Origin of the sequence: Spirosoma sp. (assembly GCF_026391055.1) — a bacterium.
GTDB lineage: Bacteria > Bacteroidota > Bacteroidia > Cytophagales > Spirosomataceae > Spirosoma.
On record NZ_JAPLET010000002.1, the window covers coordinates 1 to 25,885 of the forward strand.

The 25,885-nt window shown below is 46.9% G+C and carries 24 protein-coding genes; 7 read left to right on the plus strand and 17 right to left on the minus strand.

Going from position 1 to position 25,885, the window contains the following annotated elements; translation table 11 throughout:
- Window positions 1–933: 933 nt before the first annotated feature.
- Window positions 934–1,479 carry a sigma-70 family RNA polymerase sigma factor gene (locus NT073_RS00045; RefSeq protein ID WP_297366819.1) on the plus strand — a complete coding sequence of 182 codons (546 nt, stop codon included), beginning with the start codon at window positions 934–936 and terminating at the stop codon, window positions 1,477–1,479.
- A 701-nt stretch (window positions 1,480–2,180) separates the two neighbouring features.
- Here NT073_RS00045 and NT073_RS00050 read toward each other — a convergent pair.
- Window positions 2,181–2,450: a hypothetical protein gene (locus tag NT073_RS00050; RefSeq protein ID WP_297366822.1), complete on the minus strand. Its 270-nt coding sequence runs from the start codon at window positions 2,448–2,450 to the stop codon at window positions 2,181–2,183.
- 313 nt (window positions 2,451–2,763) lie between these two features.
- Window positions 2,764–2,943 (minus strand): hypothetical protein, encoded by a 180-nt coding sequence (locus tag NT073_RS00055; RefSeq protein WP_297366825.1) that lies wholly within the window; start codon window positions 2,941–2,943, stop codon window positions 2,764–2,766.
- Window positions 2,944–3,437: 494 nt separating this feature from the next.
- Here NT073_RS00055 and NT073_RS00060 point away from each other — a divergent pair, with 494 nt between their 5' ends.
- Window positions 3,438–5,360, plus strand: coding sequence for a PAS domain-containing sensor histidine kinase (locus tag NT073_RS00060; RefSeq protein ID WP_297366827.1), 1,923 nt, complete (start codon window positions 3,438–3,440; stop codon window positions 5,358–5,360).
- Between the two features lie 508 nt (window positions 5,361–5,868).
- On the opposite strand, the gene NT073_RS00065 is transcribed toward NT073_RS00060, so the two are convergent.
- The 14 genes from NT073_RS00065 to NT073_RS00130 all read right to left on the minus strand — a co-directional run bounded on the left by NT073_RS00065 (window position 5,869) and on the right by NT073_RS00130 (window position 17,836).
- Complete coding sequence (locus NT073_RS00065) at window positions 5,869–6,033, minus strand: hypothetical protein (protein ID WP_297366832.1); 165 nt, start codon at window positions 6,031–6,033, stop codon at window positions 5,869–5,871.
- Between the two features lie 76 nt (window positions 6,034–6,109).
- On the minus strand, window positions 6,110–7,228 hold the full coding sequence (gene traN / locus NT073_RS00070; protein WP_297366835.1) for a conjugative transposon protein TraN: 1,119 nt from the start codon (window positions 7,226–7,228) through the stop codon (window positions 6,110–6,112).
- Between the two features lie 26 nt (window positions 7,229–7,254).
- Entirely contained in the window at window positions 7,255–8,577 is a 1,323-nt protein-coding gene (gene traM, locus NT073_RS00075; protein ID WP_297366838.1) for a conjugative transposon protein TraM, read from the minus strand.
- Window positions 8,578–8,829: 252 nt separating this feature from the next.
- Window positions 8,830–9,480, minus strand: a complete 651-nt coding sequence (gene traK / locus NT073_RS00080) for a conjugative transposon protein TraK (RefSeq protein ID WP_297366842.1) — start codon at window positions 9,478–9,480, stop codon at window positions 8,830–8,832.
- Between the two features lies 1 nt (window position 9,481).
- Entirely contained in the window at window positions 9,482–10,534 is a 1,053-nt protein-coding gene (locus NT073_RS00085; RefSeq protein WP_297366845.1) for a hypothetical protein, read from the minus strand.
- Between the two features lie 11 nt (window positions 10,535–10,545).
- Entirely contained in the window at window positions 10,546–11,418 is an 873-nt protein-coding gene (locus tag NT073_RS00090) for a hypothetical protein (protein ID WP_297366848.1), read from the minus strand.
- Window positions 11,415–12,290 (minus strand): hypothetical protein, encoded by an 876-nt coding sequence (locus NT073_RS00095; protein ID WP_297366852.1) that lies wholly within the window; start codon window positions 12,288–12,290, stop codon window positions 11,415–11,417. The genes NT073_RS00090 and NT073_RS00095 overlap by 4 nt, the downstream gene beginning before the upstream one ends.
- A 26-nt stretch (window positions 12,291–12,316) precedes the next feature.
- Window positions 12,317–14,869, minus strand: a complete 2,553-nt coding sequence (locus NT073_RS00100; protein ID WP_297366855.1) for a TraG family conjugative transposon ATPase — start codon at window positions 14,867–14,869, stop codon at window positions 12,317–12,319.
- A complete protein-coding gene (locus tag NT073_RS00105; RefSeq protein WP_297366858.1) occupies window positions 14,853–15,179 on the minus strand; it encodes a DUF4133 domain-containing protein in 327 nt (108 codons plus the stop codon). The genes NT073_RS00100 and NT073_RS00105 overlap by 17 nt, the downstream gene beginning before the upstream one ends.
- Window position 15,180: 1 nt before the next feature.
- The gene (locus tag NT073_RS00110; RefSeq protein ID WP_297366861.1) at window positions 15,181–15,516 is read right to left on the minus strand and encodes a DUF4134 domain-containing protein; all 336 of its coding nucleotides are present in this window, start codon (window positions 15,514–15,516) and stop codon (window positions 15,181–15,183) included.
- Between the two features lie 18 nt (window positions 15,517–15,534).
- Window positions 15,535–15,834 (minus strand): DUF4134 family protein, encoded by a 300-nt coding sequence (locus NT073_RS00115; RefSeq protein ID WP_297366864.1) that lies wholly within the window; start codon window positions 15,832–15,834, stop codon window positions 15,535–15,537.
- Window positions 15,835–15,896: 62 nt separating this feature from the next.
- Window positions 15,897–16,574 carry a hypothetical protein gene (locus NT073_RS00120; protein ID WP_297366867.1) on the minus strand — a complete coding sequence of 226 codons (678 nt, stop codon included), beginning with the start codon at window positions 16,572–16,574 and terminating at the stop codon, window positions 15,897–15,899.
- Window positions 16,571–17,122 (minus strand): DUF3408 domain-containing protein, encoded by a 552-nt coding sequence (locus NT073_RS00125; protein ID WP_297366870.1) that lies wholly within the window; start codon window positions 17,120–17,122, stop codon window positions 16,571–16,573. The genes NT073_RS00120 and NT073_RS00125 overlap by 4 nt, the downstream gene beginning before the upstream one ends.
- A 3-nt stretch (window positions 17,123–17,125) precedes the next feature.
- Window positions 17,126–17,836 carry a ParA family protein gene (locus NT073_RS00130; protein WP_297366873.1) on the minus strand — a complete coding sequence of 237 codons (711 nt, stop codon included), beginning with the start codon at window positions 17,834–17,836 and terminating at the stop codon, window positions 17,126–17,128.
- A gap of 634 nt (window positions 17,837–18,470) precedes the next feature.
- On the opposite strand from NT073_RS00130, the gene NT073_RS00135 reads away from it, so the two are divergent.
- From NT073_RS00135 to NT073_RS00150, 4 genes are all read left to right on the plus strand, one after another.
- A complete protein-coding gene (locus NT073_RS00135) occupies window positions 18,471–18,923 on the plus strand; it encodes a hypothetical protein (RefSeq protein ID WP_297366876.1) in 453 nt (150 codons plus the stop codon).
- Window positions 18,905–20,227 (plus strand): relaxase/mobilization nuclease domain-containing protein, encoded by a 1,323-nt coding sequence (locus NT073_RS00140; protein WP_297366879.1) that lies wholly within the window; start codon window positions 18,905–18,907, stop codon window positions 20,225–20,227. The genes NT073_RS00135 and NT073_RS00140 overlap by 19 nt, the downstream gene beginning before the upstream one ends.
- A 155-nt stretch (window positions 20,228–20,382) precedes the next feature.
- The gene (gene mobC / locus NT073_RS00145; protein ID WP_297366882.1) at window positions 20,383–22,440 is read left to right on the plus strand and encodes a conjugal transfer protein MobC; all 2,058 of its coding nucleotides are present in this window, start codon (window positions 20,383–20,385) and stop codon (window positions 22,438–22,440) included.
- Window positions 22,433–22,843 carry an XRE family transcriptional regulator gene (locus tag NT073_RS00150; RefSeq protein ID WP_297366885.1) on the plus strand — a complete coding sequence of 137 codons (411 nt, stop codon included), beginning with the start codon at window positions 22,433–22,435 and terminating at the stop codon, window positions 22,841–22,843. The genes mobC and NT073_RS00150 overlap by 8 nt, the downstream gene beginning before the upstream one ends.
- 102 nt (window positions 22,844–22,945) lie before the next feature.
- Here NT073_RS00150 and NT073_RS00155 read toward each other — a convergent pair whose 3' ends face one another.
- Entirely contained in the window at window positions 22,946–23,251 is a 306-nt protein-coding gene (locus NT073_RS00155; RefSeq protein WP_297366888.1) for a M23 family metallopeptidase, read from the minus strand.
- Window positions 23,252–23,758: 507 nt separating this feature from the next.
- On the opposite strand from NT073_RS00155, the gene NT073_RS00160 reads away from it, so the two are divergent.
- Window positions 23,759–25,759 carry a DUF3945 domain-containing protein gene (locus NT073_RS00160; protein ID WP_297366891.1) on the plus strand — a complete coding sequence of 667 codons (2,001 nt, stop codon included), beginning with the start codon at window positions 23,759–23,761 and terminating at the stop codon, window positions 25,757–25,759.
- Window positions 25,760–25,885: the final 126 nt, after the last annotated feature.

Sequence of the window (25,885 nt, forward strand, 5' to 3'; positions counted from 1 at the left end):
AAGCTTGGTCCAGGTTGAGCTTGCCAAGGTGAATTTGTTCCACCATTTGGCGCATGGTGAGTTCATGCTGTTGCATGGGTGATAGTCTGAGTTGATCCATAAGTTAACCAGTTTGTGGTCAACTTTTTTCAGGACAAGTCAGAACGATCCTTCGTACAATCGGGAGCCAAAACATGACCACTCTTCCGTCTCAAGTAGGAGCGTTTGAAGAGACGGGCATACATGAGTATTTAGTTTAAGTACAAAACTTCAGGCTAAATACTGTTCCTGAAAACGCCCGTGGCTAGTGCACACCCTCAAGTGATTACCTTTTAAACCATTCCTTAATGGTTTTAGGATGCGTTGTCCGGTAGCTGTAAACTAGGCCCAATATCACATTGACAACAAGGCCAATGAGCCAGCCGGCTAGGCGACCATGAGCATGAGTAGCAAATGTCCCCATAAAGATAGTCCACCCCCAAATAAGGACCATACTGAGGGTCAGCAGTAGTTTAGTGATTTTGGCCATCGACTTGGTGAAGGTTAATACAACAGTTTTCACTGGCCCAGCCTGGCGAAACGTATTTTGACAGCCTACTGAGCCTCATGGTGAAGCATCCGAAAGGTAGGGTACTTACAACGTAAAGATAATGGTTTGGCTGAGCGTTGACCATTTTCCTAATCAGAAGCTGCCAGCACTTCGTCTCACATAAACGGTTCGGTTTGTTTCTGAGACGAAACCAAGACTACGGATTGCCCACTCATTCAGGCAAGATACTCGTGGCTATTGACGGGTTCTAAAACCTACCTGCGTAGCCTATTAGTAACCAAAAGAGACCTAAAATGGGCTGTTCATCGAAATAAATTAAGTATAAGCCCGATTAGTAAACACATTTGTGTCGTTACATCGAATACGCCTAGGTAGTGAACCACCAGCTTATTGATTCGTGAACCATGAAACTCAACGACGAAGAACTCATCCGCCAGCATCGCACCAGCAGCCCCACCGTCTGCTTCGAGACCCTCTACAACCGCTACGTCGACAAAGTCTACCGGCGGTGTCTGTCAATCACCAAAGACCCCGAGAAAGCCCAGGACTTCACCCACGATATCTTCATCCGCACCTTCGAGCGGCTGGATCGCTTTGAGGAAAAGTCTACTTTTTCCACCTGGCTTTACTCGATCTCCTTCAACTATTGCATGGACCAGCTCAAAGGAGCCAAGCGGTTGCCGATGGCAAGTCTGAACGAGCACGAGACTCATCAGCTAGCGGATGCTTTGGAGGAGACGCCCCTGGAGGAACGTCTGCAGCTGCTGACGCAGACGCTGCATCAGCTCACGGCTCAGGAAGCGGATCTGCTCCGGATGAAGTACCAACAGGGCCTGCGCATCCAGCAGATCGCCACCCAGCTGGGCTTGACCGAAAGTGCGGTTAAGATGCAGCTAAAGCGATCCCGGCGGAAGGCCTATCGGTATTATGAACGGGTGGACAAGAAGTAAGGGGTACCCGAGACCGGCTTCCATGCGTTTTATGAACCCGTTTAGTTTCACCCTACCGGGCTAGCTCAGGAAGAGGTTTCGCCCGCCATCTGGCTGTCGGCCATCGGTTGGCATCTACCTAGCGCTCAGCTAAGGCTGTATCCTCGATGAGGTCGTATCAAGCTAGTTGCAGGTGCTGGTGGATGTACTGCTCAAAAACGATAGACGAATTGGTTTCCCCTTGACTGACGGCGAGGCGGGTCAATCACAGGAAAAACCCTCCATAAAGAGCATGCGCCGGGGTAATTCTGCCAGCTTGACCAGAGTGACGGATTCAACTTAACTCAGGAGAATTAATTGCGCTGGTCTTAGGAAGGATAGGTAGGCCAGGTAGCGGATACCTGCCAGCTACCTGGGTGCAGCAGTGCACACTAAGCTGCTGAAACTTGCCAGGAAGAGTTAGGCAGGTGTACGGCAATGGACCGGATTTGAGCAAGCAGAGTGTGACGCCATGCGGTCGGTTCATTTTAGATTACTATAAACAGCTAGAAAGGACCAGGTGTAGGTAAATAGGGCGTAAGAAGCGGCCCTACTACTTCAGTAAAATGCAGCTAATAAGCTACACTGACCCTAAGTCCTGACAGGCTAAGACGTCTAAACGAACAGAAAGCTACGAACCAGCCAGCGTCCAGCCTACAAGTCAACGTCTTAAGGTGCTTGAATCAGCTTACTTGGTTAAAGTTCATTGCTTTCACTCTCCCAAGCATCGTTGCGACCGCCACTTCATGACAAGGCTTTTCAGCCTCGGTTAGCCGCCAATGGAATGCGCCCTTGCCCGCTTCGAATACACCAATCAGCAGCAACTTCAAGGTGTCCGTTAAAAACTCAATTCGATGGAAGGTGTATGCTAAGTCCTGAGTTGCCGTCAAAAAGTACGCCACCTCTCGTGCGTAAAGGATGTAAAAGGTAGGGGCGCAGAGTGAGTTAGTCATTCACGTTGAGGGATGAACAAGCGTATGGGTTGCTAAACGCTTGCTTAACGATGGAGAGAAGGAAATGCTACTGCTGGCCTGATGTGACCGACTCACGAGTGAGAGGCTCCCCGTGGCTGGGAAATAGTTTTTCGACAACCACCTGATGATAACCCTGGTCGATTGCCGGCACATGCCAATAAAAAAGATCGTATCTCAAACTAAAATGATACTCGTAAGCGGTAAAGCAGATAGGATTTATAATACATCAAGTAACACCTGGCTAACTTATTATTTCTTCCAGTTCGCACCTGACATGACCAGCCGCCTGGGGCTAGTTCAGGCCGCGCTGACTAGCCATCTCTACTAAGGCTTGATGGGTGGCACTTAGACTGAGCGCATCGATAGCCTGATTAAGGGTGCCTACCTGCTGACCTGGGGTAAGTTTTAAGCGTTTGGCTATTGCGGCATGTACATCCAGGGCGATGTGGTCATAATAAACGGTGATGAGCATACAGAAGACGGGTAACTGATGTCATATTTAGACAGGGCCCGGACCCATTTGTCACTCGTGTTTCAGGTAGCCAACGTCACTGGTATGACTAAGGGTGGAAGCGTTTAAAAAAGGTACATAAACCGTCACGACGCGAAAATTTCGAGTCTCAAACAAACGCCCAATTGCTGAAGCAGATACATGAACGCTCCTTCGTCTTAAGCGGGAGCCTTTTTTGAGCCATCTAGTACCGGTTAACTTCAGTTGGTAGTATACGGCCTAAAGCATTCTAGTCAACGATAACCATTTAAACAGAAATGACTAGATGATCAATATAGTAGATAGCTTTTTTTTAGGTACTTTTGACCAGTAATAAATAGACTACCCCCGTTAAAAAAATCTTACCTCACTCCAGAACGTATAATCATATGCGTCCATGAAGCAATCGGTTGTCTCATCGACCCATGCTACCAAATCAAGTAACCCGTGCAACTACATCCTAATACCGATCGGCTATGTTCAGTCCACCCGATGTAAAGCTACTGACGTCCGTACTCGACAACTATCCTGAACCGATCGTGTTGCATACCCCCGTATTTGGATCAGAAGCTAGTGATACAATTGTCGATTTCATCCTGCTCTATTTCAATGACGCTGCCAGGCAACAGGCTAATCTACCCTATGCACTCATGAAAGGGCAAAAAGTTAGCGAGCTGACAGGCTATAGCCAGGAAGGAAGAAAACAGCTTACCCAGCAATTAATCCAGGTTTACACCACCGGTAATGATCTACAAACCACTTATTATAATGAATTGCTTGACATTCATTTTGAGGTACTCCGTCGCAAAATAGACGGAGCTATCCTCTCCATTACCAGGAATGTGAATGCCGAAATGAAAGAACGACTGGAAAAACAACAGCAACAGACGTTTGTAAACCTCATACTCACTAATTCCCTGAATGGCTGGTTCGTCTTGGAGGCGGTGTTGGATGAGAAGCAAGAAGTGATCGACTTCCTCTTCACCCGGGTTAATACTACATTCTTACAGCTCAGTGGCCTTTCCCAGGAGCAAGTGATTGGCAAGCGTTTTTTGATCCTGTTTCCAGCCACAAAGGATAACGGTTCCTTTGAGCGCAACAAGCAGGTGTATCAGACGGGCATCGCTCAACGAAGCCAATCGCATTACACCACCGACCGTTCGGATGCCTGGTACGACAGCGTTGTGGCCAAGATGGGTGAGCGTTCGCTGCTGGTAACGTTTGCTGATGTGACCGAGCTTCACACAAAAGCCAGAGAGCTTGAAAACAAGAATTACATTTTGGATAACATCTTCACACACTCGATGAATGGGATTTCATTTGGCCAGGTTATCCGCAATCAAGCAGGCAGGATCATTGATGGGAAGCCCATCATGGCCAACAAGGCCGCTATCCAACTCGTTGGCATTCCCGAGGAGCTCTATTTCGGCAAAACATCGGTTGAACTGGAGCCCAATATTTTAAACACCCCCTATTTTCAGAAAATTATCCACACCATGGATACGGGTGAACCTTCCCTGGTCGAATACCAACTCGAGTCGACCGGACGCTGGATCGAGATCTCACTCTCCCGCATGGACAGCGATCACCTGATTATCATTTTCACCGACGTGACGGACATAAAAGCGATTGAGCTACAAAAAGAACAGCTGATTGACGAACTGAAACGAACCAATGCGGCCCTCGAAAATTTTACCAGAGCGGCCTCCCACGACCTGCAGGAGCCCCTGCGCAAAATTATGGCCTTTGGCAATATGCTTATCCAGGACTATGGTCCGGTGCTGGGCCCCGGCCTGCCGATCCTGCAACGGATGCAGTCGGCCACCCAGCGCATGCAAGCGCTGATTACCGGTTTGCTAAACTTATCCCGCTACTCGCAAGCCCGCGACATCCGGCGTGAGCCGATCGACCTGAGTGTGCTGGTTGGCCAAGTGTTGTCGGATCTGGACCTGACGGTTAAAGAGAAGCAAGCGGTGGTGGTGGTTGAACCCTTACCCACCCTGCAGGGGGATGCCTTACTCCTGCGGCAGGTGTTTCAGAACTTGCTCACCAATGCGCTAAAATTCGTGAAACCCGGCCAGCCGCCCAGGATACAGATAACGAGTGAGCAAAAAAAAGGGGACGACTTACCCCTTGAACTTCACCTATCCCGGTTGTCCACCCAGTTCTACTGGCAAATTACCGTGAGTGACCAGGGAATCGGCTTTGGGAGTGCTTACCGGGAGAGAATTTTCGGCGCTTTCGAGCGGTTGCATGGGCGCAGCAGTCCCTACGCTGGAACGGGGATTGGTCTGGCCATTGTGCGTCAGGTGATGGACAACCATCAGGGGGCCGTCACGGCCCACAGCCAGCCTGGTGAAGGGGCTCAGTTCACCCTCTATTTCCCAGTCGTAGCCTGATTGGCTGAGTCGTTAGGCCACCCATTGTCCAGCCCTTTTAGGCGTTCATAAAGCCAGTCAATACTAAACTGGCTTTAGGGGTAGGTTACTAAAAAGGTACCCAAACGACAATTTGTCTCGGAGTTGCGTATGACTTGCGTCAGGCCGCTGGAGCGGTCACAACCCGTAAATTTGTGTCTCGTAAAAACGCCCAATTAACGCGACAGTTGCCGAAATTAAACCGACCTACCTAATCTTGCCTCTGCTCAATCTCAAATTGCTATCTCACAAATCAACGTATCATCTCTAATGATGGACGTGAGTTTGTGAGACTGATTTTTAAGCTATTTGAAAAATTATTAGGATGCTCAATGGAGTATTTTTTCAGAGCTATCCGATTCCCATAGAAAGTGTTGCATGATATAAACGCAGATACAGTAGGGAGCAGGGGTCTACTTTATAATTAGGTTCGCATGTTGCCAACACTTGACAAATAATACACTTTACTATACCTTTCGACTAAATAGACTTAAATCCGGTTGACGGGTAGAAAGGAGTGTGAGCGATGGTAATTGGATTCGTAGTTTTCTTCCTGTTTTTCTTCATTCGTGGCTTTGTGCAGCAGCGGCAACGACAGCGTGTTGACAAGCTGCAACGTGATATTGACCAGATGAGTCAGCGATTGCGTCAACAAGAACGTCGGTAAAGAATAGAAGAAATGCAAAAAGCTCCGTCACAAGCGGAGCTTTTCTGTTTGAAATATAGCACAGTTATAATGGCCGGGCCTTCATGATGTCCTTGTTCTGTACCTGAAACGCTAGTTCTCGGCCGCCGTTCTGTTCGCCAATCACAATCAACAACTGCTTGTTGCCCGGGATAGTAAACCGCTGAAAGGCATATACTCGCTCAATTTTTTGGTGTCCTCGTACTGTTGTAATCGCTTCATTATGCACATAGATTGGCCGTAGCTCAATTTCCTGTCGGGAAGTCAATTTTGCCGTTTTGCCATCTACGATGAAGTACCGCACGTAATCGATGTCGTAGTTTAGGTTCGATTCGTTCTCAATGGCCAGCCGGTAGTAAAGTACGTTATCTTTCACATATAGACCACGCAAACGAGCCTCCATCTTGTTGGCCTCAGTTCCCCGTTTTCCTCGGCTACGATTCCGTAGTATACGATCACTGGCATAAACAATGTCTGACTGCGTTGCTTTCACCCCTGCGAACTGAATATTTCCTTCCTGGCCTTCGAGACCATTTACAGATTGGGTGCGATCGTTTAAGTTAAGCTGACTGCCCTGGCTGCCCAGCTTCGTATTTCCAGACCCTGCCAGGTTGAGTGCCAGGACTGCTGGCGTTTCATTGTAGTTAACCACAAAGCTGTAAAACTTGCCGTCGGTGGTCATTACTGAAAAGTTGGTTTCGTTGAAGCCGATTTGGGACGCTTTTACTTTCAGTACGTTCTCTACGTCAGCCGCTTTGTCGGCCATGATGCTGCGGCTTCCCAGGTCTACTGACCGCACGGCCGTTGGGAAGATGATCGATACCGTTTTGTTGTACGCCAAATCGACGTAGTACGAGTGGATTATGTGCTGGGGCTGTATAAGGGCTTCTGGAGAAGTGCGCGGAGCCCCTGAAGCCGATACCAGCTTATTCTCGGGTACGTTCACGGCAAACTTACTTTCAGCTCGAAGTGTGCTGTCTGGCTTACGAACAGTTCGTTGCTGAACCACCAGCACAGGGCTTTCAGGAATGGGAGACCGGGCCGGTACGTCCCGCTTATTTGTCAATTTTGCGTACGTCCGCTTGATGTACGTTGATTTGCGTTGCGCCATAGCCGGACCCGATAGGATGAGAAGCGCGCTAACAGAAAAAATAAGTCGTTTCATAAAATTCATGAATTACCTCGCTAAGCTCATTTGAGCAGTACATAATAGTTTCCTTTCAGCGTAGCCTTCTGTTGGATAATCTTTCGTTGAAGAATGCTTCGAGCACCAGACAGGCCCGACTGTGCAGCTGATATGCCAGCCATTGTTGCGGCTGCTTTGGCGCTACTGGCTGAGCTACCATTCAGATTGTAGTTAGCTCCGCTAATCGTCTGTCCCAGTAGTTGCTTGCCTTCTTGCGCAGCCAGCACGTTCGGCACGAACACGCCAGGCATACCGTCCATGTCGTAAACAATGAGCTTGATTGGAAATATGTGACCTTCGTATTGAAGATTACTCAAGGTGATTCCCACGCGTTCAGTCCCAAAACTGCCAGTACCGAAAACCAGTGTATTGGCTGGGATGAGAATACCACGCAGGGTCACCGGCTCCAGCAATCGAAGCTGTACCCGTCCTCCATCGGTAATCTGCTGATCCTGATGAATGACCGCCCGGATGGTGCTCAGATCTTCCGTCAAAGCCGATTCTTGCCGCCCTTTTTGGTCCGATGTGTACAGTCCAAAAAAACCATTCAAGCGTCGATTGTTAGTTTCGCCAAGCGTAGAGACGATAGCTTCAGACTCAGCCTTCCGCGGCCGTTCCCCTTCGCGGGCAATGGCTGCTTTAGCTTCTTTATCCCGTTTATACTCTGTCAACAAAGCCAGTAGTCGCTGTCTGTCGTCAACTTGTTTCTGCAAATCTCGTCTGGGGAGGGCCTCCTCGTCAAATTCATCAGGTAGTGCCGTTTCTGCATAACCTCTGGAAACCGCCCGAATTCGATTGTTTGAACGGGACCTCCCAACTGTTCTGTTTTGACGTAGAGGGGGCGAAGGGTTGTATAGCGAGTCCATAGCGGCAAATTCCGGATCGGTTGCTTCGGGCATCCTTTTTTGCTTATACAGGTAGGGATCAAGTGTAGCCGGCAAACCCGTTGAAGGTGCGGCCTCAGGTAGTGCAGGGACAACACCTGTTTGCATACCGTTGACAGTGGGCTGTCTACTTAACCCCTGTCGCTGTTCGGCTGCCTGTAGTTCCAGCTTAGACTTAGGTACGCTGTCGGTTTGTGCGTTTGGAATCGTTGCGTTCACATTGTTGATGAGTGGCTTTTGCTTGGCCTCTGTCCCTGCGATCAGGAAGTACCCGGTAGATCCCAGAGCGAGTAGCAGAACTGGTGCTGTCATCCAAAACCGTTTGTCTTTTAAGACGTCCTGAAACGATTTGGGGGGCGTCGGCACTACGGCTGGATCACGAGTATCCGCAAGTGACGGATCATCGATGGAATGTTCGGGTTGAGTCGGATCGGAAAGGTTCATGAGTTACACGTTGAGTTTCTGAATGATTAGATACCTTCGGGTTTGATGGCTGACCCTTAGAGAATGAGTAAGGCAGTACTGGTGGCTGGTGCGATAAATTCATATTTACTGACCACACACCCAGTAGCAAAAGGGTAAAAAATGCGGCCAGCACGTGCCATTTGCGTTGAGATACAGGTCGACTTTCCCACCCTCTTATTCTTCGGACAACATTTCTGCGCCATAACCGCCAGTACGCGTGATGTGGCTTGTTCATAGATTTGTATTCTGATTGGCTCGCTGAACCGTTTCGATGTCTTGATTCTGAACCACCTTGAAACGCTCAATCATGAAACCATGTGGATTATTGTCCGTTCGGGCCACATCAATGAGGTAGCACTCCGTCACTAATTTTCGGATGGTTATATTGTTCGCCCGGATCAGCAGTTGCCGTCCGCTGGTCACCACGCGATAGGGAGATTGCCTGAAATTGATCTCGACTTTATCAATCTCTACCTTCTGATGTACGTTACCCTGAATCAGCTGTCCATAATATCCTGCTTCCTGCAGATCCTGATACAACCTGACAACCGAGCGATCGCCCAGGTACGTGGCTTCTCGGATATTACCTTCTACCTGTTTCTCGTCGGGCTCTAGCGTGAAAAAGAGCCGATGAAATGTCTTGATGTGGTCTTTTGCTTCAGCTGGCCGGTTGATATTCTGCTCCTGAGCCAGGGCTACCATAATGGACTTTCCATTGTCGAGGACGTACACTTTTTGGCGACTGGCCGACACCTCGGCGAAAGCCCAATAGGCTACACCCAGCGCGAATGCGAGACTTCCAACTACCGCAATGATGGCCATCCAGCGCACCATTTTGAAGGATGTTTCTAAATTGGTCAGGTAACGAAATTGTCCGTTCATGTTAGATGCTGTTTGACGTCGGTTGCGATTTTGATGATGAGAAGGCACTGGCAACACTTCGACCTAGTGAGGCTGCTCCAGCACCGGCTGCCTGGCCTGTGCTGGCCCCGGCTACCATTGCCGTTGGTTGTGTGGCTGAACTGATTGCATCACCCACCCCGGTAGATTCAATGATGTAGGAGGCTACTTTGGGGATCGACAGGTACGCTCCAGCGCCAATGAAATAGAAAATGATTAAGCCCCAATCGGACGAACCCATGCCGGTATTCCCGGATCGTAGCTGCTCATCAAAAACGGCCAGATCCTGATTGAGCATGGAGATATGTATGGTCTCCAGAATCGAACCCAAGATATTGACCAGCGGGATGTACAGCAGGATATGAATCAGGCGTGAAAACCAGGCGGCTAAACCTGAGTAAAACCATTCGAAGGTGGCCAGTCCAAAGGTGATTGGGCCCGTGAGCGCCAGAACAATCAGAAAGAACGTGCTAATCAGTTTGATATAAATAGCCGCCAGATCGTAAAAGATTTCACCCAGCCAACTTAGAAACTGATCAAAGTAATACTGCATCACTCCGCTCACGGCGTTTCCTACCAAACTGTTGCCGCTGCCTGTTGGCCCAAACACTGTTTTAACGACATCCCAGGTTCCGATCTCGCCATCTTCTCCAGGCGGAATCAGAATCTTATCCCAATTCTCTTTGACCTTTGCTTTTTTGACCTGGTTCAATCGCTCAACTTCCGCTTTTTGACTGGCCACCATTGAGCCGGTTCCCTTATCAAGCAGCCGCCCGATACCCACCATACCTTTGACCAACAGCGGATAGCTGAGCAGACAAAGGGCCAGGGCGAAGGGACGGAGCAGCGGATACACGTCGATGGGTTCGGCTCGGGACAAGTGCCCCCAGATGCGATAAAACACGTAGCAAAGTGCACCGATGAAGCCGATAACCTGCCCGAAGGCAACCAATGCCCCAAATCCATCTGAGAACTGGGTGAACACTTCGTCGATCGATGTTTCCAGTACGGGCGTAACCAACAGAATTGCTTGCATACAGTTGAGGTTTAGTGATACGATTGGGTTCGTAGGTATTTAGTTTGGTACGCTTTCCGATTGCGTTGGTACTTGTAATAGTCCAGCCCCTGCGAAGTGATTTTGTCCATCGCCAGCAGCGTTGTGCGACGGGCTTTGCTTTCCTTATCAATTTCACGAAGCAGCCGAAGCCGGTCCCCTGGTGATAGGTACGCCGTTTGACCCTGCTTCTCAACGAGGGCCATTTTTGCCTTCAATGTTTTGTCATCGGCTAGCAGCGACGAGCGAGCTGAGGCTAATACTGTCCAGCCAATGTCCTGATCGGCTGGATAGCGTGCATCTATCTCCTCTTTCATCAGCCGGGCATTGACGGGATCTGTGATTGTTTTGGCGACAGGCAGTCCATCTGTCCACAACGCCTTTACTGATTCGTCAATGGCCTGGCGACGGGTGCCTTGCATCACGTCCAATGGGGCTTTGTTCATAGCTTGTTGATAGGCATATTTGACTTTGAAGTCCTGGTACCTAACCTTATTTATTCTTTCCTGGCCATCCTTCCATGTGCTTTTCAATTTCTCGATGGCTTTAGCAAGGTCCTTATTTTTCTGTTTCTGGTATTGCTCCATGATCTCGGTAGCAATGGGAGCGAAAACGGTAGCGTCAGCAATCCCTTTGACTACCTCGTCTATGACCTTTTCTTTAATAAGTTCACCGTAGTCGAGTCCTGCATCTTTTAAACCTGCCATGATATCGCTTTCTGACACGCGTAATAGTTGGTCAATCTCGGTTTGAATGACGTTGCTACCCCTATTTCCAGTTGGTATTGCATTGGCGGAGGGCATCTGTGCGTTGGCAGTACCAGCTAAGCAGCCGAACCAAACCCAGTATAGTGTTCGCTTTTTCATCTGGTTTGGTAAGTAGTAGAGCGGGTGCTTACTGTCCGGTTGAGCGTTGAATTTTGTTTGTACAGCCCCTGTCGATAGGCGTTTTTAGCGATCTCCCGAGATCGGAATTGATAGGTCGCTCGGATTAGGGCCAATGTCTGATTGGTCCGCTTAATGCGGTCGTAAAGGTCCGTTCGTACGGCGTTCAGGGCTGATAATCGTTCCCCTTCTGACATCCATACCGGTTTACTGCCGAGGTTAATGATCGTTTTAACCTCAGCTACCAGGTCGCCCGTCTCCGTAACTCCTTGTAACACCTGTCGCATTGCTGCCGCTTCTTTAGCTGTAAATGCTGACGTATTCAGGAATTTGTCAGCCGCTTTCTTGCTGGCCTTAATGGCGCCCGTAAGCTGGTTTAGATCTAGCTCCCGATAATACGTAGCAAAGGCAGGCGAGAGCTCCATGTGAGCTTTTTTCCAGGCATAGTCCACCTTATAGTTTTGGTACTCGATCTTTTGCTGCTTTGAAAGGCCGTCCTTCACCATTGATTGGAGTGACTTTACCGCCGATATTGGCGAAACGTCAAACAATTGGCCTATGGCATTACCGAGCAATCCGGTAAGTTCATCCTGAATACCCTGCATAATCGAGTTCTCTGTTTCGCCGATGATACCTTCAATTTCCCCGGATAACTCATCGCCTAAACCACCAAGCAACGTCTGGCCCGGTGGTCCTTGTTGTGGAGGCTGCCCCGGATTTGTGGTGTCCACTTCAGCCATCGTCGGCTTAAAGTGTAAGTCCTTTGCTACACCCCTGATACCGGCCTGAATGGGATATATCCCACCAAAAAGGCAAAGGCTGGTCAAGAGCAGTTTGTTAACAGACTGCTTCACGTCAGTATAGAAATAGATTTGTAGATTTAGCGACTAACGAGGGTGCCGGTCTTCACTTCGTCGGCGTAGTCGCGCAGGGCTAAGTCGTAATTACCGCCGTAGGCTGCTACCTTTTCTTCGAGCCGCATTTTTTCGGTTTGCTCGGTTGAATAGGCCAGATACTCTTCGGTCGATACTTCGACGCCATATACTTTTGATTCTTGTCCTCCCCATGAGATAAAGACCTCTTTATATTTCCGTTTTGGGTCGAGGTCCCGGTTCAATGACAGGCAAAGGTCTTTTTCTTTATCTGTCAAGGCCAGCAAATCCTTCACGTGTGAAAACTTGTTGCGGTACTTGCGCTGGTCGAGCAATATTTTGGTGTCGGCATTGTTGATGATCGAGTCTTTAACAATCTTGTTGCCAATAATATCGTCCACTTCCTGCGTGACGATCCAAGCTTCCCCGAAAAACTTACGTACTGTTTTGTAGAGGTATTTAATGTATTCCGCCATCCCATCTTTCATGATGGCTTTCCAGGCCTCTTCAATGAGAATTATCTTTCGAACTCCATTTAACTTTCTCATTTTCGAAATGAAGGTGTCCATAATGATAATGGTCACCACCGGGAACAGGATCGGGTGATCCTTGATATTATCTAACTCGAAGACGATAAATGGTATGTTTAGCAGATCCAGATTCGCCCGGCTATTGAGTAGCTCCTCGTATTCGCCCCCCTTGTAAAAGGGCCGTAGTACATAGATGAAGTTATCATAATCGAAATAGCCGGTTTGCACTTTGTGTTCCTCCAGATACTGGGGGAAATCTGACTGCATGAACTCGTAGAACGAGTTGAAACAGGGGAAGGTATCTGGATTATTTGGCAGGTAACTTTCAAAATACTGCGTTACGGCATCCGAAAGCGCGGTGTATTCTGACATCGTTTGCCGTTCGTCACTTCGTTTCCAGAGTGTCTGCAGCAGTACTTTTATGGCTTCTTTTTTTTCGACATCGGGGAGCAGGCGGTTTTCAATAAAGAACGGATTGAAGTTGATCGGTTCTTCTTCTGAATAGGTAAGATACAGCCCACCCAGCATATCACATAGTCCACGGTAAGAGTGGCCAACATCGACAATGACGGCGTGGCTACCCTGAACGTGAAAACTCCGCAGTGCGTGGTTGGTAAAGAACGATTTGCCGCTTCCCGATGGACCCAGTATGAACTTGTTCCGGTTCGTTACCCATCCCTTGTTCATTGGGTGGTCAGATAAGTCGACAAGTAACGGTTTTCCGCTCATTCGCTCGACAAGTTTCACGCCATAATGCGATACCGAGTCGTAGTAGTTTGTCTCCTGATTGAGCAGGCAAACGGATTGCGGTACAAATGACCAATACTTGTCTTCACTGGGCAGATCGGCCGCGTTACCAGGTATACCCGCCCAGAATAACCCTAACGCGTCTTTCGTGTTTTCACGCGGCCGGACGCCTAGCTTGGCGATGGCTGAGGAAACCAGATTGCGCAGAACCGGTAACCGGCTCCTGTCTTCGGTCCAGACCTGAATGTTGAAATGAGAACGTACCGGCGTAAAACCTGTCTCGGCTGCATAGCTGAGGTATTGATTTAGCAACATGGCGTTTACTTCATTATCCTTGCCAAAATTGGCAAGCGACCGCATTTGTGTGGCCCGTTGCTCCAATTTAGGGAATGCCGCCTGCTTATCTTCGATGTAGATATACTGGTTATAGATGTGATTACAGGGAAGCATCAGCGAAATAGGAGCCGCATAACTCACCGACACATTCGACCGTTCTGTGGAGAGAGCTTCAACCCTGTTATTAGTGTGTACCCACTCTGGCAGATCGTCAATATCAGAAATTGTGTAGAATTTGGCGTATTTACCCCCAACCCGTAACTCCTCATCCATCTCTAAATCCGCCAGCGTTACTACCTCATCGCGGAGCGATAAACTCATATATCGCTCCAACAAGCCCGCTTTTTCGCTCGTACCGGCCAATTCAGCTGATCGTAGCCGACGAAGGCCAATTAACCGGCTACTTTCCAAAATCGAAGTGAACTGCTCAACGCTGTTAAAGAACTCCTCAACCTTGTGCTTATCGCCTACTTCCTTTGGTACCAGTCGACCACGTGCCAGTGATGTTTTAACCGCACTTACATCTCGTCGTTCTGGATGCGTTTTGGTTAAATAGAGGTAACATTCGTGGTGGAGGTAAGGCCGCTCATTAAAATGGCGATCACTGGCTCGATCAAGGAATGTACGTTGCGTTGTGCTTGCTCCTTCGTCTGAAGTTTGATAATTTTCTTCTACGAACCAATCCTGTTTGTGGAGGATCGTATAGCTTGGCAATACACCTAACGCTTTTGTCCACGCGTTGCATAGGGTGATGTAGTCTCCCTGTTCAACGCGCCCCTCTCCTACCCCATCGAAGCTTGCATTCAGCGTAAAGATTTCTGGTAAGCTAACGGCGAAACAAACCGTTAAATCGCCGTGAACCGAGATGAGGCAGTCCTGCTCAATGGCTCTCAGGGGAAACACATCATGAATTGCCCGCCCGGCGGTCCGATTACTTTTTAGGTTCATGTCTCAGTTGTTTATATACCCCTGAACTTCTAACCATGATCAATTTTGGCTGTCTTCCCCGTCCTTGTGTCCGAGCCATACCTCGCTCCCCGTGTAACCGGGAGATTCGTACCAGCTGTCCGTATAGTATTATCAGCCCAACCAGGTATGTACCATAACAGATCAATCCTGACCAGCCTGTTACGATCATGATGAACGTACTTACCACCAACAGACCAACAGCTGCCCCTCCTAATACCATCAGGAAGTTTATTCCCCTGATTCCTAGTACTTGAGGAGGCCTATCCACCCCTTTGTTGACTCGATACATGTTAGGCTCCGAAAACAGCTGACAGCGTCACTACGACCAAACCCGCAAAAATGAGCGCACCGAACCATGAGGCTGCTGCTTTTCTGGTATCAGGATCTCCGTTGGACCACTTACTGTACACGGAAATGGCACCAACAATCCCAATGATGGCACATACGGCGTACATCAAATTGGTTACTATGGTGAACGCCCCTCTTACCTGGGTGGCGGCTGTGCTCAGCCCCTGCGTACTTAGCCCCTGACCGGGTGCTACATGTGCTATTAAAATCCCCGCCACAATCAATCCGATAAGCTGGGCCGCGTTGTTACTCTTTGATTGTTTAAAACGATTTTGCATTGTTGAGTTGTTTGTACGTTAAATGGACTCTAGAATCACAAATGCGATGGTTATGAATAACAAGCCACCTAGCCAGGAAGCACTGGCCTTCCGTATATCACTTTCTCCGTTTGACCATTTGCTATAAACTCCAATGGCCCCTATTACACCCACTATCGCTGCAACTGCCTTCCCTAATTGGATTGCCCCTGCTCGCGCGTTCGTTATTTGCGTCGTAGCACCTTCAACCGCCTGTTTTAATTCATCCTGGGCAAGAAGCTTCTGACTCAACAGAAGGAGTGTTATTATACTCAAACTGCACAAAGTTGCCCTATTCATATATATTACATATTAAAAATATGATGCTAATATATATAGTATTTTATTTAGGGCAAAATTTTTTAGGCTAACAAGCTTTCTATTTGATCGAAGAGCGAGCCGTAATCAGGTTGAGAGATCGGTTTATGCTGTTGGAAAAGCCAATCTAATGCTTGGTCATTCTCAAGGTGATACGTATCGATCAACATCTTTAATTCATCCTTTACAAAGCCTGTATCTGCATTTCGCCGTTTGTTCAACTGCGTCATTTTCCGTTGAACTGTACGTACCCGATTTACGTATTCGTTCATTGGCACAAATGCCTGTTCACGTTCTGTCTCTTCAGTGCCTTCGACGTCTACCAATGAGATTGCTTCCTCATCCATCCAATTACAAGTTTCTGGTATCTGATCGGTTTCGTCAGGATACTCATTTTCGTTTACCGTTCCATCTGTCGTCATCAGAGTTGTGGCGGGCTCAACAATTGGTTTTTCTATTTCTTCATTGATGCTTCCATACTCCTTCTCAGCTGCCTGTACGACTGTTGGCGTGAAGCCATCCAATAACCTCCTAAAATCAGTTCTTGAACGGCCTAAGCCATCTTCTCTTGAAACGTTGATTTCGGGCGAGGGTAATTCATTCACCTCCCCCTTTTTAGATGCAATAAGGCTTCGTCCCCACCATCCATATTCTTTTCCTAAACGGTATCCCTGCCAGCCCGTCAGAGCTAGCAGGGATGCACTAATCCATACTGTTATCATTCGTGTAATTCGGCTTCTTTTTGTTGCAACGTTATTCGCATCATCTCTATTTCAGCCTTGTTATCCATGAAGTGCTGCCGGAATATATTCTCCATGATTTCCTGCATGGATACTTTACTGCCAGTCAGATCGGCGTATCGCTGGAGAAAAGCGATATACGAGTGTGAGCGTTTCGATACGTAAGCCACCTTCGTTGGGCGCTCAAATCCTTTAATTGGTTGCAGATACGTATTTGTGTATTTATCAACCTTTTTACCTGTAGCCGCAGGTTCCTTTTGCACTTTATTTGGGACCTCTGTTTGCGCCTGCATCGACTCCTCTACCGCTGACACTACCTGTGTCTCTTTAACCGATTCGTTTACCAACGGTTCTACTGGTGGTGTTGATGCCTCTACTGCGGGTGCTTCCGGTTTCGGTTCGGGTGTACCAGTTTCTTCCGCATTCCAGCCATAATTTTCCTGAAGCTTACTTAGGTCAGATGAAGACGTAGCCAGATTAGCCATCGCCCGAAGGGATGCGTCGTCTAAGGTTTTCTTAATTTTAGCCATGGCTTATCCTACTGGTTGATTGATGTTGAGTAACTGATTCAATTCCCCCACCAGGTTCTTAACCTTGTCGCTTGGGAAAAGCGTAGACCGTTCCCGCTTCCAGGTTACGGAGTCAGTTACTCGGTGTTCAAGTATCTGCACATTCCCACGTTCCCGGACAATGTTTTCAATGCCTTGCATCAAGCTTGGGTTTTCAGATTTCTTGTACTTGTTCCAGAGCATGAATAACTGGTAGTCTGCTCCCTTTGCTTCCCTGAAGCGGTCAAAGAGGTCTAATGTTTGCAGACCTGCTGTAAAGCTCATTTTATCCGCTTCCATCGGTAGGATTACGTAATCCAACTGGGATGCTACACGGTCGAATCCTTTTACGTTCATCGTTCCCGGCATGTCGATGAAAACCAGTTCATCTTCTCCCCTACCCTTCAGGTCTGTTAGGAACATCGCTAATTCTTCGAGTGAACCTTTGTAAACCTTGTACAGCTCACGGTTCATCTCGGGATAAAGCGTAACATACAAACTTTGAATCTCCTCGTCGTTCTGTATGCTTGCCAATTCAGATCGGCGTGTCGCATCGAAGGAGTGTTGAGGAAAGTCAGCATCAATCACAGTCACAGGTTTCCCTACCGTAGTATGGTAGTAGGTGGCCAGTAGCATGGTTAATGTCGTTTTTCCGACCCCCCCTTTCTGGGTACATACGGAAATCAGTTTTGCCATCTTGGAAGTGCATTTTTGGATTTAGTGCAATTTTATGAGAAATAATTACTTTATACTGTATTTACTACGTAAGTTCTTTATTAAATACAAATCTTCTTTATTAAATACAATTATTACTAAGTACATTAATTAATACTTAAGATATTATTTTACTTATGTAAAATATTAAAATCATAAACTAATACTATTGTTAGATGATAAGTATTTAAACTAGTAAATTAATAATATTATATTATAGCTTTATGGTAAAATAAAAAAGCGATTCTATTGTAAAATAATATTATGATTTTATGATAAGGTAGCATGTGTATTTAAGAAGCAATGACATAGTAGTATGATAATGCAATATTATCATAAATATTACACTTAAACATCTAATATACAAGCATTTATAATTAATTTTTTGATTAAGTTAGATAGTTATTTAAACCATAAAATGATTAGGGATAGGTCAAGGAGCTACGTTCAGCCGTGCGGAGAAGTGGATGGTAAGTATCACTACAGTACTTTGATATAAGAGAAAATAGAGACATCTTTGCATTGGCCACCTGCATGTGTAACACCCATTAAGCGTGTAATTGCAAGATGTGTTTTGCTACCCGCGAAACTGCCCTGCTTTCATTCTCAATCGAACTTGAATGAAAAACAAGTTGAAAGTCAACTGTACGCAGCGTACAACATAAAGGTGGATGAAATAAGAATTGCCAGGAATAAAGGAGGAAGACCTGCGAAAATTGACTCAGAAAAATCAACAGTTAAGCTTAACTGCTGGGTGACTCCCGTTGAATACAGCCGTATACAGGCAAGATACCTACAAACAAAAGCTGGAAAGAAGCTCCCATTTGCCCAGTTTCTTAAACAGGTACTCTTATCGGAAAAGCAAACGAAAGGACTAAAGCCAGACGAATTGCTACTGACAATCATCATCAATTTGCAGGAAAGGGGACGCCAATTGCAGGTTATCACAGACCTGATCGAAGAGCGAAAGGAGAGCGATCAGTCGAAAGTTAAGACAAAAATTAGCGAGGAACTCTTGAAGATTCAGACAACCATCGAACAAATCACAACATGGTTATACGAATCTTAAACGGAAAAGATGTCGCGGGAGCAGTCCGCTATAATGAGCAGAAAGTAGAACAGGGACAGGCTGAACGTATCCAAATAGCCAATTATCCTAATAATGAGATAGCCCAGAAATACCCTCAATTCAGACTTCAATTACTCGAACAATACGCTCGTCTAAACCCTGGAATCCAAAAGCCATCAGTGCATTTAGCGATCGCCTTTCATCCAACGGAGGTACTGAGGGCCGATCAGTTGAAAGTGATAGGAGAGAAGGTGATGAGCGAAACAGGTTTTGGTAAACAACCTTACCTGATGTACCAGCATCATGATACTCAACATCCCCATATCCATATAGTAACCGTAGCGGTGGATGCAAATGGGAATAAAATCAGTGACAAATTCATCAAGAACCGGTTGCAGAAAATACGCCGTCGACTTGAAACGAATTACGAGTTAGTGCAAGCCGAACGCACATTGCTGTCTCAAGAACCACGTAGGGTAGGAGAGGGGGCAGAGGTTGATCTACAATCAACCAGGCAGACTGTTGCTGATAAGGTAAAAAAGATACTGGATACGTACTCCTTTGGATCTGTGAATAGCTTCAAAAAGTATTTGGGGAGTGAAGGCATCACAATGAATACCAAAGCCGGCCGTAGTCAATCAGGAATAACATACCAACATATTAACCCTGAGGGAGCTAACAATAGACCTGTAAAAGCGAGTAGGCTGGCAAGCCGCCCAACACAAGCTAGGTTGACAGATCTTTTCTCAAATCAGGCAGATCGTCACAAAAGAGAGTGCAAAACAGTAGAAACCCTGCTTCGAAAGCGACTAGCTACTTACCAAACCTTGACCGAACCTGAATACAGACAGTCTTTGCGCCAGATAGGCATCAAGATATTAGAAATTGAGGGGGCCTACCTCTACATAAATGACCGGGCAAGAGTCGTTGTGCACGAAACCGAGTTAGACAAGGGCTATAGCAGACAAGAGTTAATGAAACATTTCTCCATGGAGACAGAGCGGAAACCAATAGGAAAGCCTGAATCGGTAAGTCAAAATAACCAGATGGCTGATAGTCAGACACAAACTACGATAAACAGAACAGGAACTCAGAAACGGCAGGTAATTAGATTGAATGGATTAGCGATAGCCCCAATTGATACCACGGGGGCTAAGGAGGATACCGAAAAGAAAACGAACAAATCCAAAGTGCAGAATCAGACTAAAGGACAAACAGAAAAACCGATTGCTGAGGAGCAGCTTCAAGGTCCGATGAAGAAAAATCAGAAAAAAAATAAGCAGCGGAAGATACGTCTTATGTAAGCAAATAATATATTATATATATGGAGCGTGGCTTGCCGATAATCAATTGGAGCTGATTTGAACGTTGGGAAGCATTGGGTTGATGAAAATAATATATATCATATATTAGCGACGAAAACAGGTTTATTCAGGATTCTTCGCTAAGTCAACGTCAAATGGGAACGCAGGATAAAGAGTATAGGGGCATACTGAATATGCTCCTTTTTATGTCGTTAGCACTGATTGGATTTCATCTATACTTTTTTTGCTATGATACGTTACAATCATTAGGTTTCAGCTTTGCCCTGCTAGACCGGTTCATCCTAAGTATAGACCGGGCAACCCATCTTTTTTCTCACCCTATTTACTCCAAGATAGCTGCTTTGTTACTCCTGGGAATATGGACGTTTGGAAATAAAACGCGTAAGAAGCTAAACGTAACCTGGGCACATGTTGCACGAGCAGGTATTGTTGGTGGGGCATTGTTGTTGTTAAATGGAAAGCTCCTTCGGGTATTATGGCTATCAGCTGAAACACGGAATGGAGCCTATTTGATGACGACCCTGATCGGCTATTTGCTCCTGATCAAAGCGGGCAGTTACGCCAACCAGATTTTGAGTGTTCAGATTGGAGAAGATGCTTTCAATGACGAAAACGAGTCATTCGAGCAGGAGGCAGGGCTAAAACAGAATGAATATTCGGTCAATATTCCATCTGAATACAACGTAAAGAAGAAGATTCGGAACGGGTGGGTAAACGTGGTCAATCCGTTTCGGGCAACGTTGGTTATGGGTACGCCTGGATCAGGGAAGTCGTTTGCCGTGGTGAATAACTTCATACGGCAGCATCTTGAGAAAGGGTTTACCATGTACATCTACGATTACAAATTTCCCGATCTGTCGAATATCGCGTACCATTACTTACAGAAAAACCGTCGGGCGTTTAAACGAATGCCAACATTCTACGTCATTAACTTTGACGATCCCCGGCGCTCTAATCGGTGCAACCCGCTATTGCCGGAGCTGATGTCTGATATTATTGATGCACAGGAGGCAGCCCGGACGATTTTATTAAACCTAAATAAATCATGGATTCAGAAACAAGGCGATTTCTTTGTGGAGTCGCCGATGAACTTTCTGACGGCCGTTATCTGGTACCTTAAAAAGTATGATGAGCGTCGATTGGGAGGTTTGGCGCAGCAGGGGTTGCCTGACGACGGTCAGCGGTACTGTACGTTTCCCCATGTCATTGAATTTGCCGGGGCTGAATACCGCGAGCTTTTTCCGATACTACAATCGGAACCCGAGATCGAAAACTTGCTTAAACCGTTTGCCAGCGCTCTAAGAAATGAGGCCTACGAGCAGTTGGAAGGCCAAATTGCTTCGGCACGTATACCACTTTCCCGACTCTCCAGCCCAGCTCTTTATTGGGTAATGACGGGTAATGATTTTAGCCTGGACATTAACAACCCGGATGATCCCAAAGTGTTGTGTGTAGGCAATAACCCGGAACGCCAAGAAGTTTATGGAGCTGCACTAGGTCTCTTCAACGCCAGGCTAATCAAGCTCGTCAATAAAAAAGGTCGGTTGAAGTCGTCTTTGATCATCGACGAGTTGCCCACTATTTATTTCCGGGGGTTAGATAACTTGATTGCAACCGCACGGAGTAACAAGGTATCCACATGCCTGGGCTTACAGGATCTAAGTCAGTTAAAGCGTGATTACGGAGATAAGGAAGCTACCACCATCTTTAACACGATCGGAAATGTGTTTTCGGGCCAGGTGCTGGGCGAAACGGCAAAAACAATGTCAAGCCGCTTTGGGAAAAACAAACAAATTCGCCACTCACTCTCGTTTACAGAAAGGGATACCAACTTGTCTATTTCCGAAAATCTGGATTCGGTGATTCCCGAGTCGAAAATCTCAAATTTATCGCAGGGGCATTTTGTCGGAGCTGTGGCTGATAACTTCGATGAGGCTATCAAGCAGAAAATATTTCATGCCCGGCTACTGGTAGAACCAGCGATGATAGCCGAATTAGAGCGGGTAAAACCCATTCCGCCGGGTGTTGAATTTGACCAAATCTCTGACCATCAACTAAGTTATATGTTGGATACAAATTACAACGGGGTGAAAAAGGATATTTCTGCGTTAATTCAAGCCGAAATTGAGCGGCTGACCAATGACCCAGCATTGAAACACCTGGTCGAAAACCTGCAACCTAAAGATGAGTAACGACCGTATTATACCAGGAATGGAACAATTAGAAAAGGAAAATGAAGCTTATGCAGCACTTGTAGCCCGGCGTATGGCCAAAGTACGTGAGTTCCTGAAAATGAGCCAACAGGAACTCGCTGATGAGTTTGGTACTACGCAAAATCTAACCTATCGTTTAGAGAACGGGTTAAAAGTCTCGCGTGAAATGTTCACGCTGATTGCACTCTACTACGTAAAACGTCACAAAGTAAGTTACGAATGGCTTTTCAACCCCGAGCAGGAGGAAGATCCGAACGTACCTATGTTCACTAATGAAGTAATTAAGCGTCAACGTATAAATGATCAGCGTGAGGCCCAACGCCTTGCTCTACTCCATCAATTTATGGAAGAAATAAGCAAGGTTGAGCAAAAGCCAGAATAATAATTGTTGTTCAATCCCGCTCAATTATACGTTTGGCACTTTTTTGAAATACACCTGGCCCGATCAAATGATGCTGTTGGATCTGGGATGAATAGATGCGGGTTAGCTTGGTCCATAAAAACAATACCGATCTGGATCAACAGGCTTACCCTGAAATAGTATTGCATAGTGTAAGTGCGGTCCCGTAGAGCGCCCCGTACTTCCTTCCTGTCCAATTACCGCTCCTCGTTGGATAATGTCTCTCTCGCGGACTGTATGGGTAGAAAGATGTCCATAGATGGACTCGTAACCCGTTGGGTGCTTTACACAGACGGCTAGTCCTAATCCATCCACTTCACACTTTACCCATTTTACAACGCCAAAGGCAGTTGCATAAACCGGTGTGCCTGCTGGTTGAGCTATGTCCATACCATTATGGTGGTGACTATTTCCGCGAATTGGATGAGTACGCCAGCCGAACTTACTGGTAACGCGATAATCCTGCCAGGACAATAATCGTAGGGGGCGGTATTGCTGGAATAAACTGTAACTGGTGTGTACGGTTGCCCAAAGAAAGTTCAGGAGCATTCAACCCCTTAAAAATGCTGTCGCCAAAACAACATAGTAGCGAGTCTATGTCCAGTTTAGTCACAACCGGTTTAAATGAAGCCTCATGCGGCAAGTTTATCGTTGATTCGAAGCAACTAACTCAAAAGCTGACTTGACCGTGTTAGGCTGTTGACGTATCCAAGGACCAGGTAGGGGAAGAGAAAACAACCTGCGCCTGAAGCGTCTTCAGACACGTCAGTAAGAGAGTCGTACTTACTCCAAGGGTCTTTAAATTCATGGATAATATGTATAGTAAATTAATTATAATAAAATTATATGAATAATATATAAAATCAATAATTTTGTCCGAAACAACACAAAATATATATGGAACCGATGCCTATTGCCGAGAGCACGGTGGAGCCTAAACCCAATGAATACACCCGCTTAGAGGCTACACAACTACAGGAATTTGAGCGATTAGAAACGCAACAATACCAGCTAGTGCTGCCCGAACAATATGAGCAGTTGAGGGGGTACTTGGCCAACGATGGTTTACTGTCTGATGAGGAGATTACCCGTTGCCTGTATAACGAGACGCTTAAAAAAGCGGATTTAGCTAAACTAATCGAAGACCGTACCCAAACAGCACCTGAAACCGATCGTGCTAAACTTACTAACTACCTGTGGGAAATCCATGAAACGGTAAAGGGTTTGCCTCTTTCGTTCATCGATCCAAAAGAGACGTACCGTATAGAGGTGGTAGATACGCCCGGCAGACTATTCCAAACTGAAACCCGTAGTGACAACGTAGAGGTAAGCGATCTGAACCCATCACAACTGAGAAGCCAGGTAAGTCCAGTGACTTTACACTTGGATATCAATGGGGGTTTCCTGGCCAATTTCCTGCACAATGCTCAGCTTAACCATGAGCAGATGAGCCGATTTATAACCGATCTGGAACGTCAACATAAAGAACTGAAAGGCCAGCTCCAGAGCAATGACCTTCTTCAGCCAATACAGGAAGCTGTTTCTGAAAAAATCAGACCTGTTGAGACCCCATCATACCAGTTACTCCAGGAATCAGGCCCCTCTTTAACTGCCTGGCAACGGTTGCGACAGTCCGTAAGTGACTGGATTGCGCCAGTAAAAACAAGGCCTGACAACCGGGAACCTTATGAAATAGCACGTCAACCGGATTCTTCACCAAAACCGTCTCAGGTGGGGGAACGACTGAGAACTGTCGACAAGACAGATGCTCAAGTCTCCCAACTTATAAACGCCCAGACCTCCCAAGGTCATAACAGCCCAGTTGCAGTAGTGCCAGTCATGACCGAGGGGCATCTGTCTGTTGAAAGCCAATCGGTTAATACGGCGATGGAACGTATGCCAGCGCCCGATGGAGCAACCACAACTGCCGGCATATCTCTACAATCGACTACCCAATCAATCGTAAATAATCAGACTCAAGTTATATCCATGAACGAGACAAACACACCGGGCGTAGAAGTACCCGTAATGGGTCGACCAACTCGCTACCAGTGGGCGGAAGTTGCCACTCAATTCGAGAAGGTTGGGGTGACCCGGCAGGATTTAGAAAAAGCAGGTCACCTGGATGATTTGCTCAACGGCCGAAAGACCGGTTTGATGAAGCTGACGCAGGCGGGTGAGGAAGGTAAACCCTTTCAAATATCCGGGAAACTGTACATCGTCAATACGCCAGACAATGGGCCAATTGTCGGAATACAGCCGGAGCGTAAGCAATTGCTGTTACCCAAAGAATTTCTCGGCTATGAGCTGACAGCCCGTGACAAGCAAAATCTAGAAAAAAACGGGGAGATGGGAAAGCGGGTGGACCTGACCGACAAAATGACTGGCAAGCCGTTCGTGGGATACATTGGGGTTGATAAAGATACGAAAAGCCTGACTGTCCTCCGGGCTGAGCGCCTACACATCCCGCAGACGATCAAAGGGGTAACACTGACTAAACCGCAGCAAAAAAACTTAGAGCAGGGGCGGGCCATCAAGCTGGAAGGAATGACTGGTAACAACGGTCAAACCTTCAACGCTTATGTGCAGGTTTCGGCCGCAAAACGCTCGCTCACATTCGCTAAAATCCCAGATAATGCGGTCAAACAAACGGTCGATCAGAAGACAGCCCAAGACTTGACTAAACCCGTACACCAACTCAAAAGAGATGGTGCTGGCGGGAAGAAAACGATTCAGCCAAAGTCGGAGCGCCGACCGGAAGAAGTAAAGCAGGCAGCCGCACAACGGGCCGAAGTACCCAAACCAGCCAAACAGAAAAAGCACGACGCGCCGAAGCCAGTAGGGGAGGAGACTAAACCCAAGACAGCAAAAAAACAGAAAGGTCCCAAAGTAGGGTAAACTAACAATGTAGTTGTATGCAGATTAGCCCGATAGCGACCACACATGGATGGGGTTCAATAGCACAGCAGATGCTTGATTTGGTAGGGGAGGCCTTTATTAAAGAAATTCGGCAGCAACTTTCGA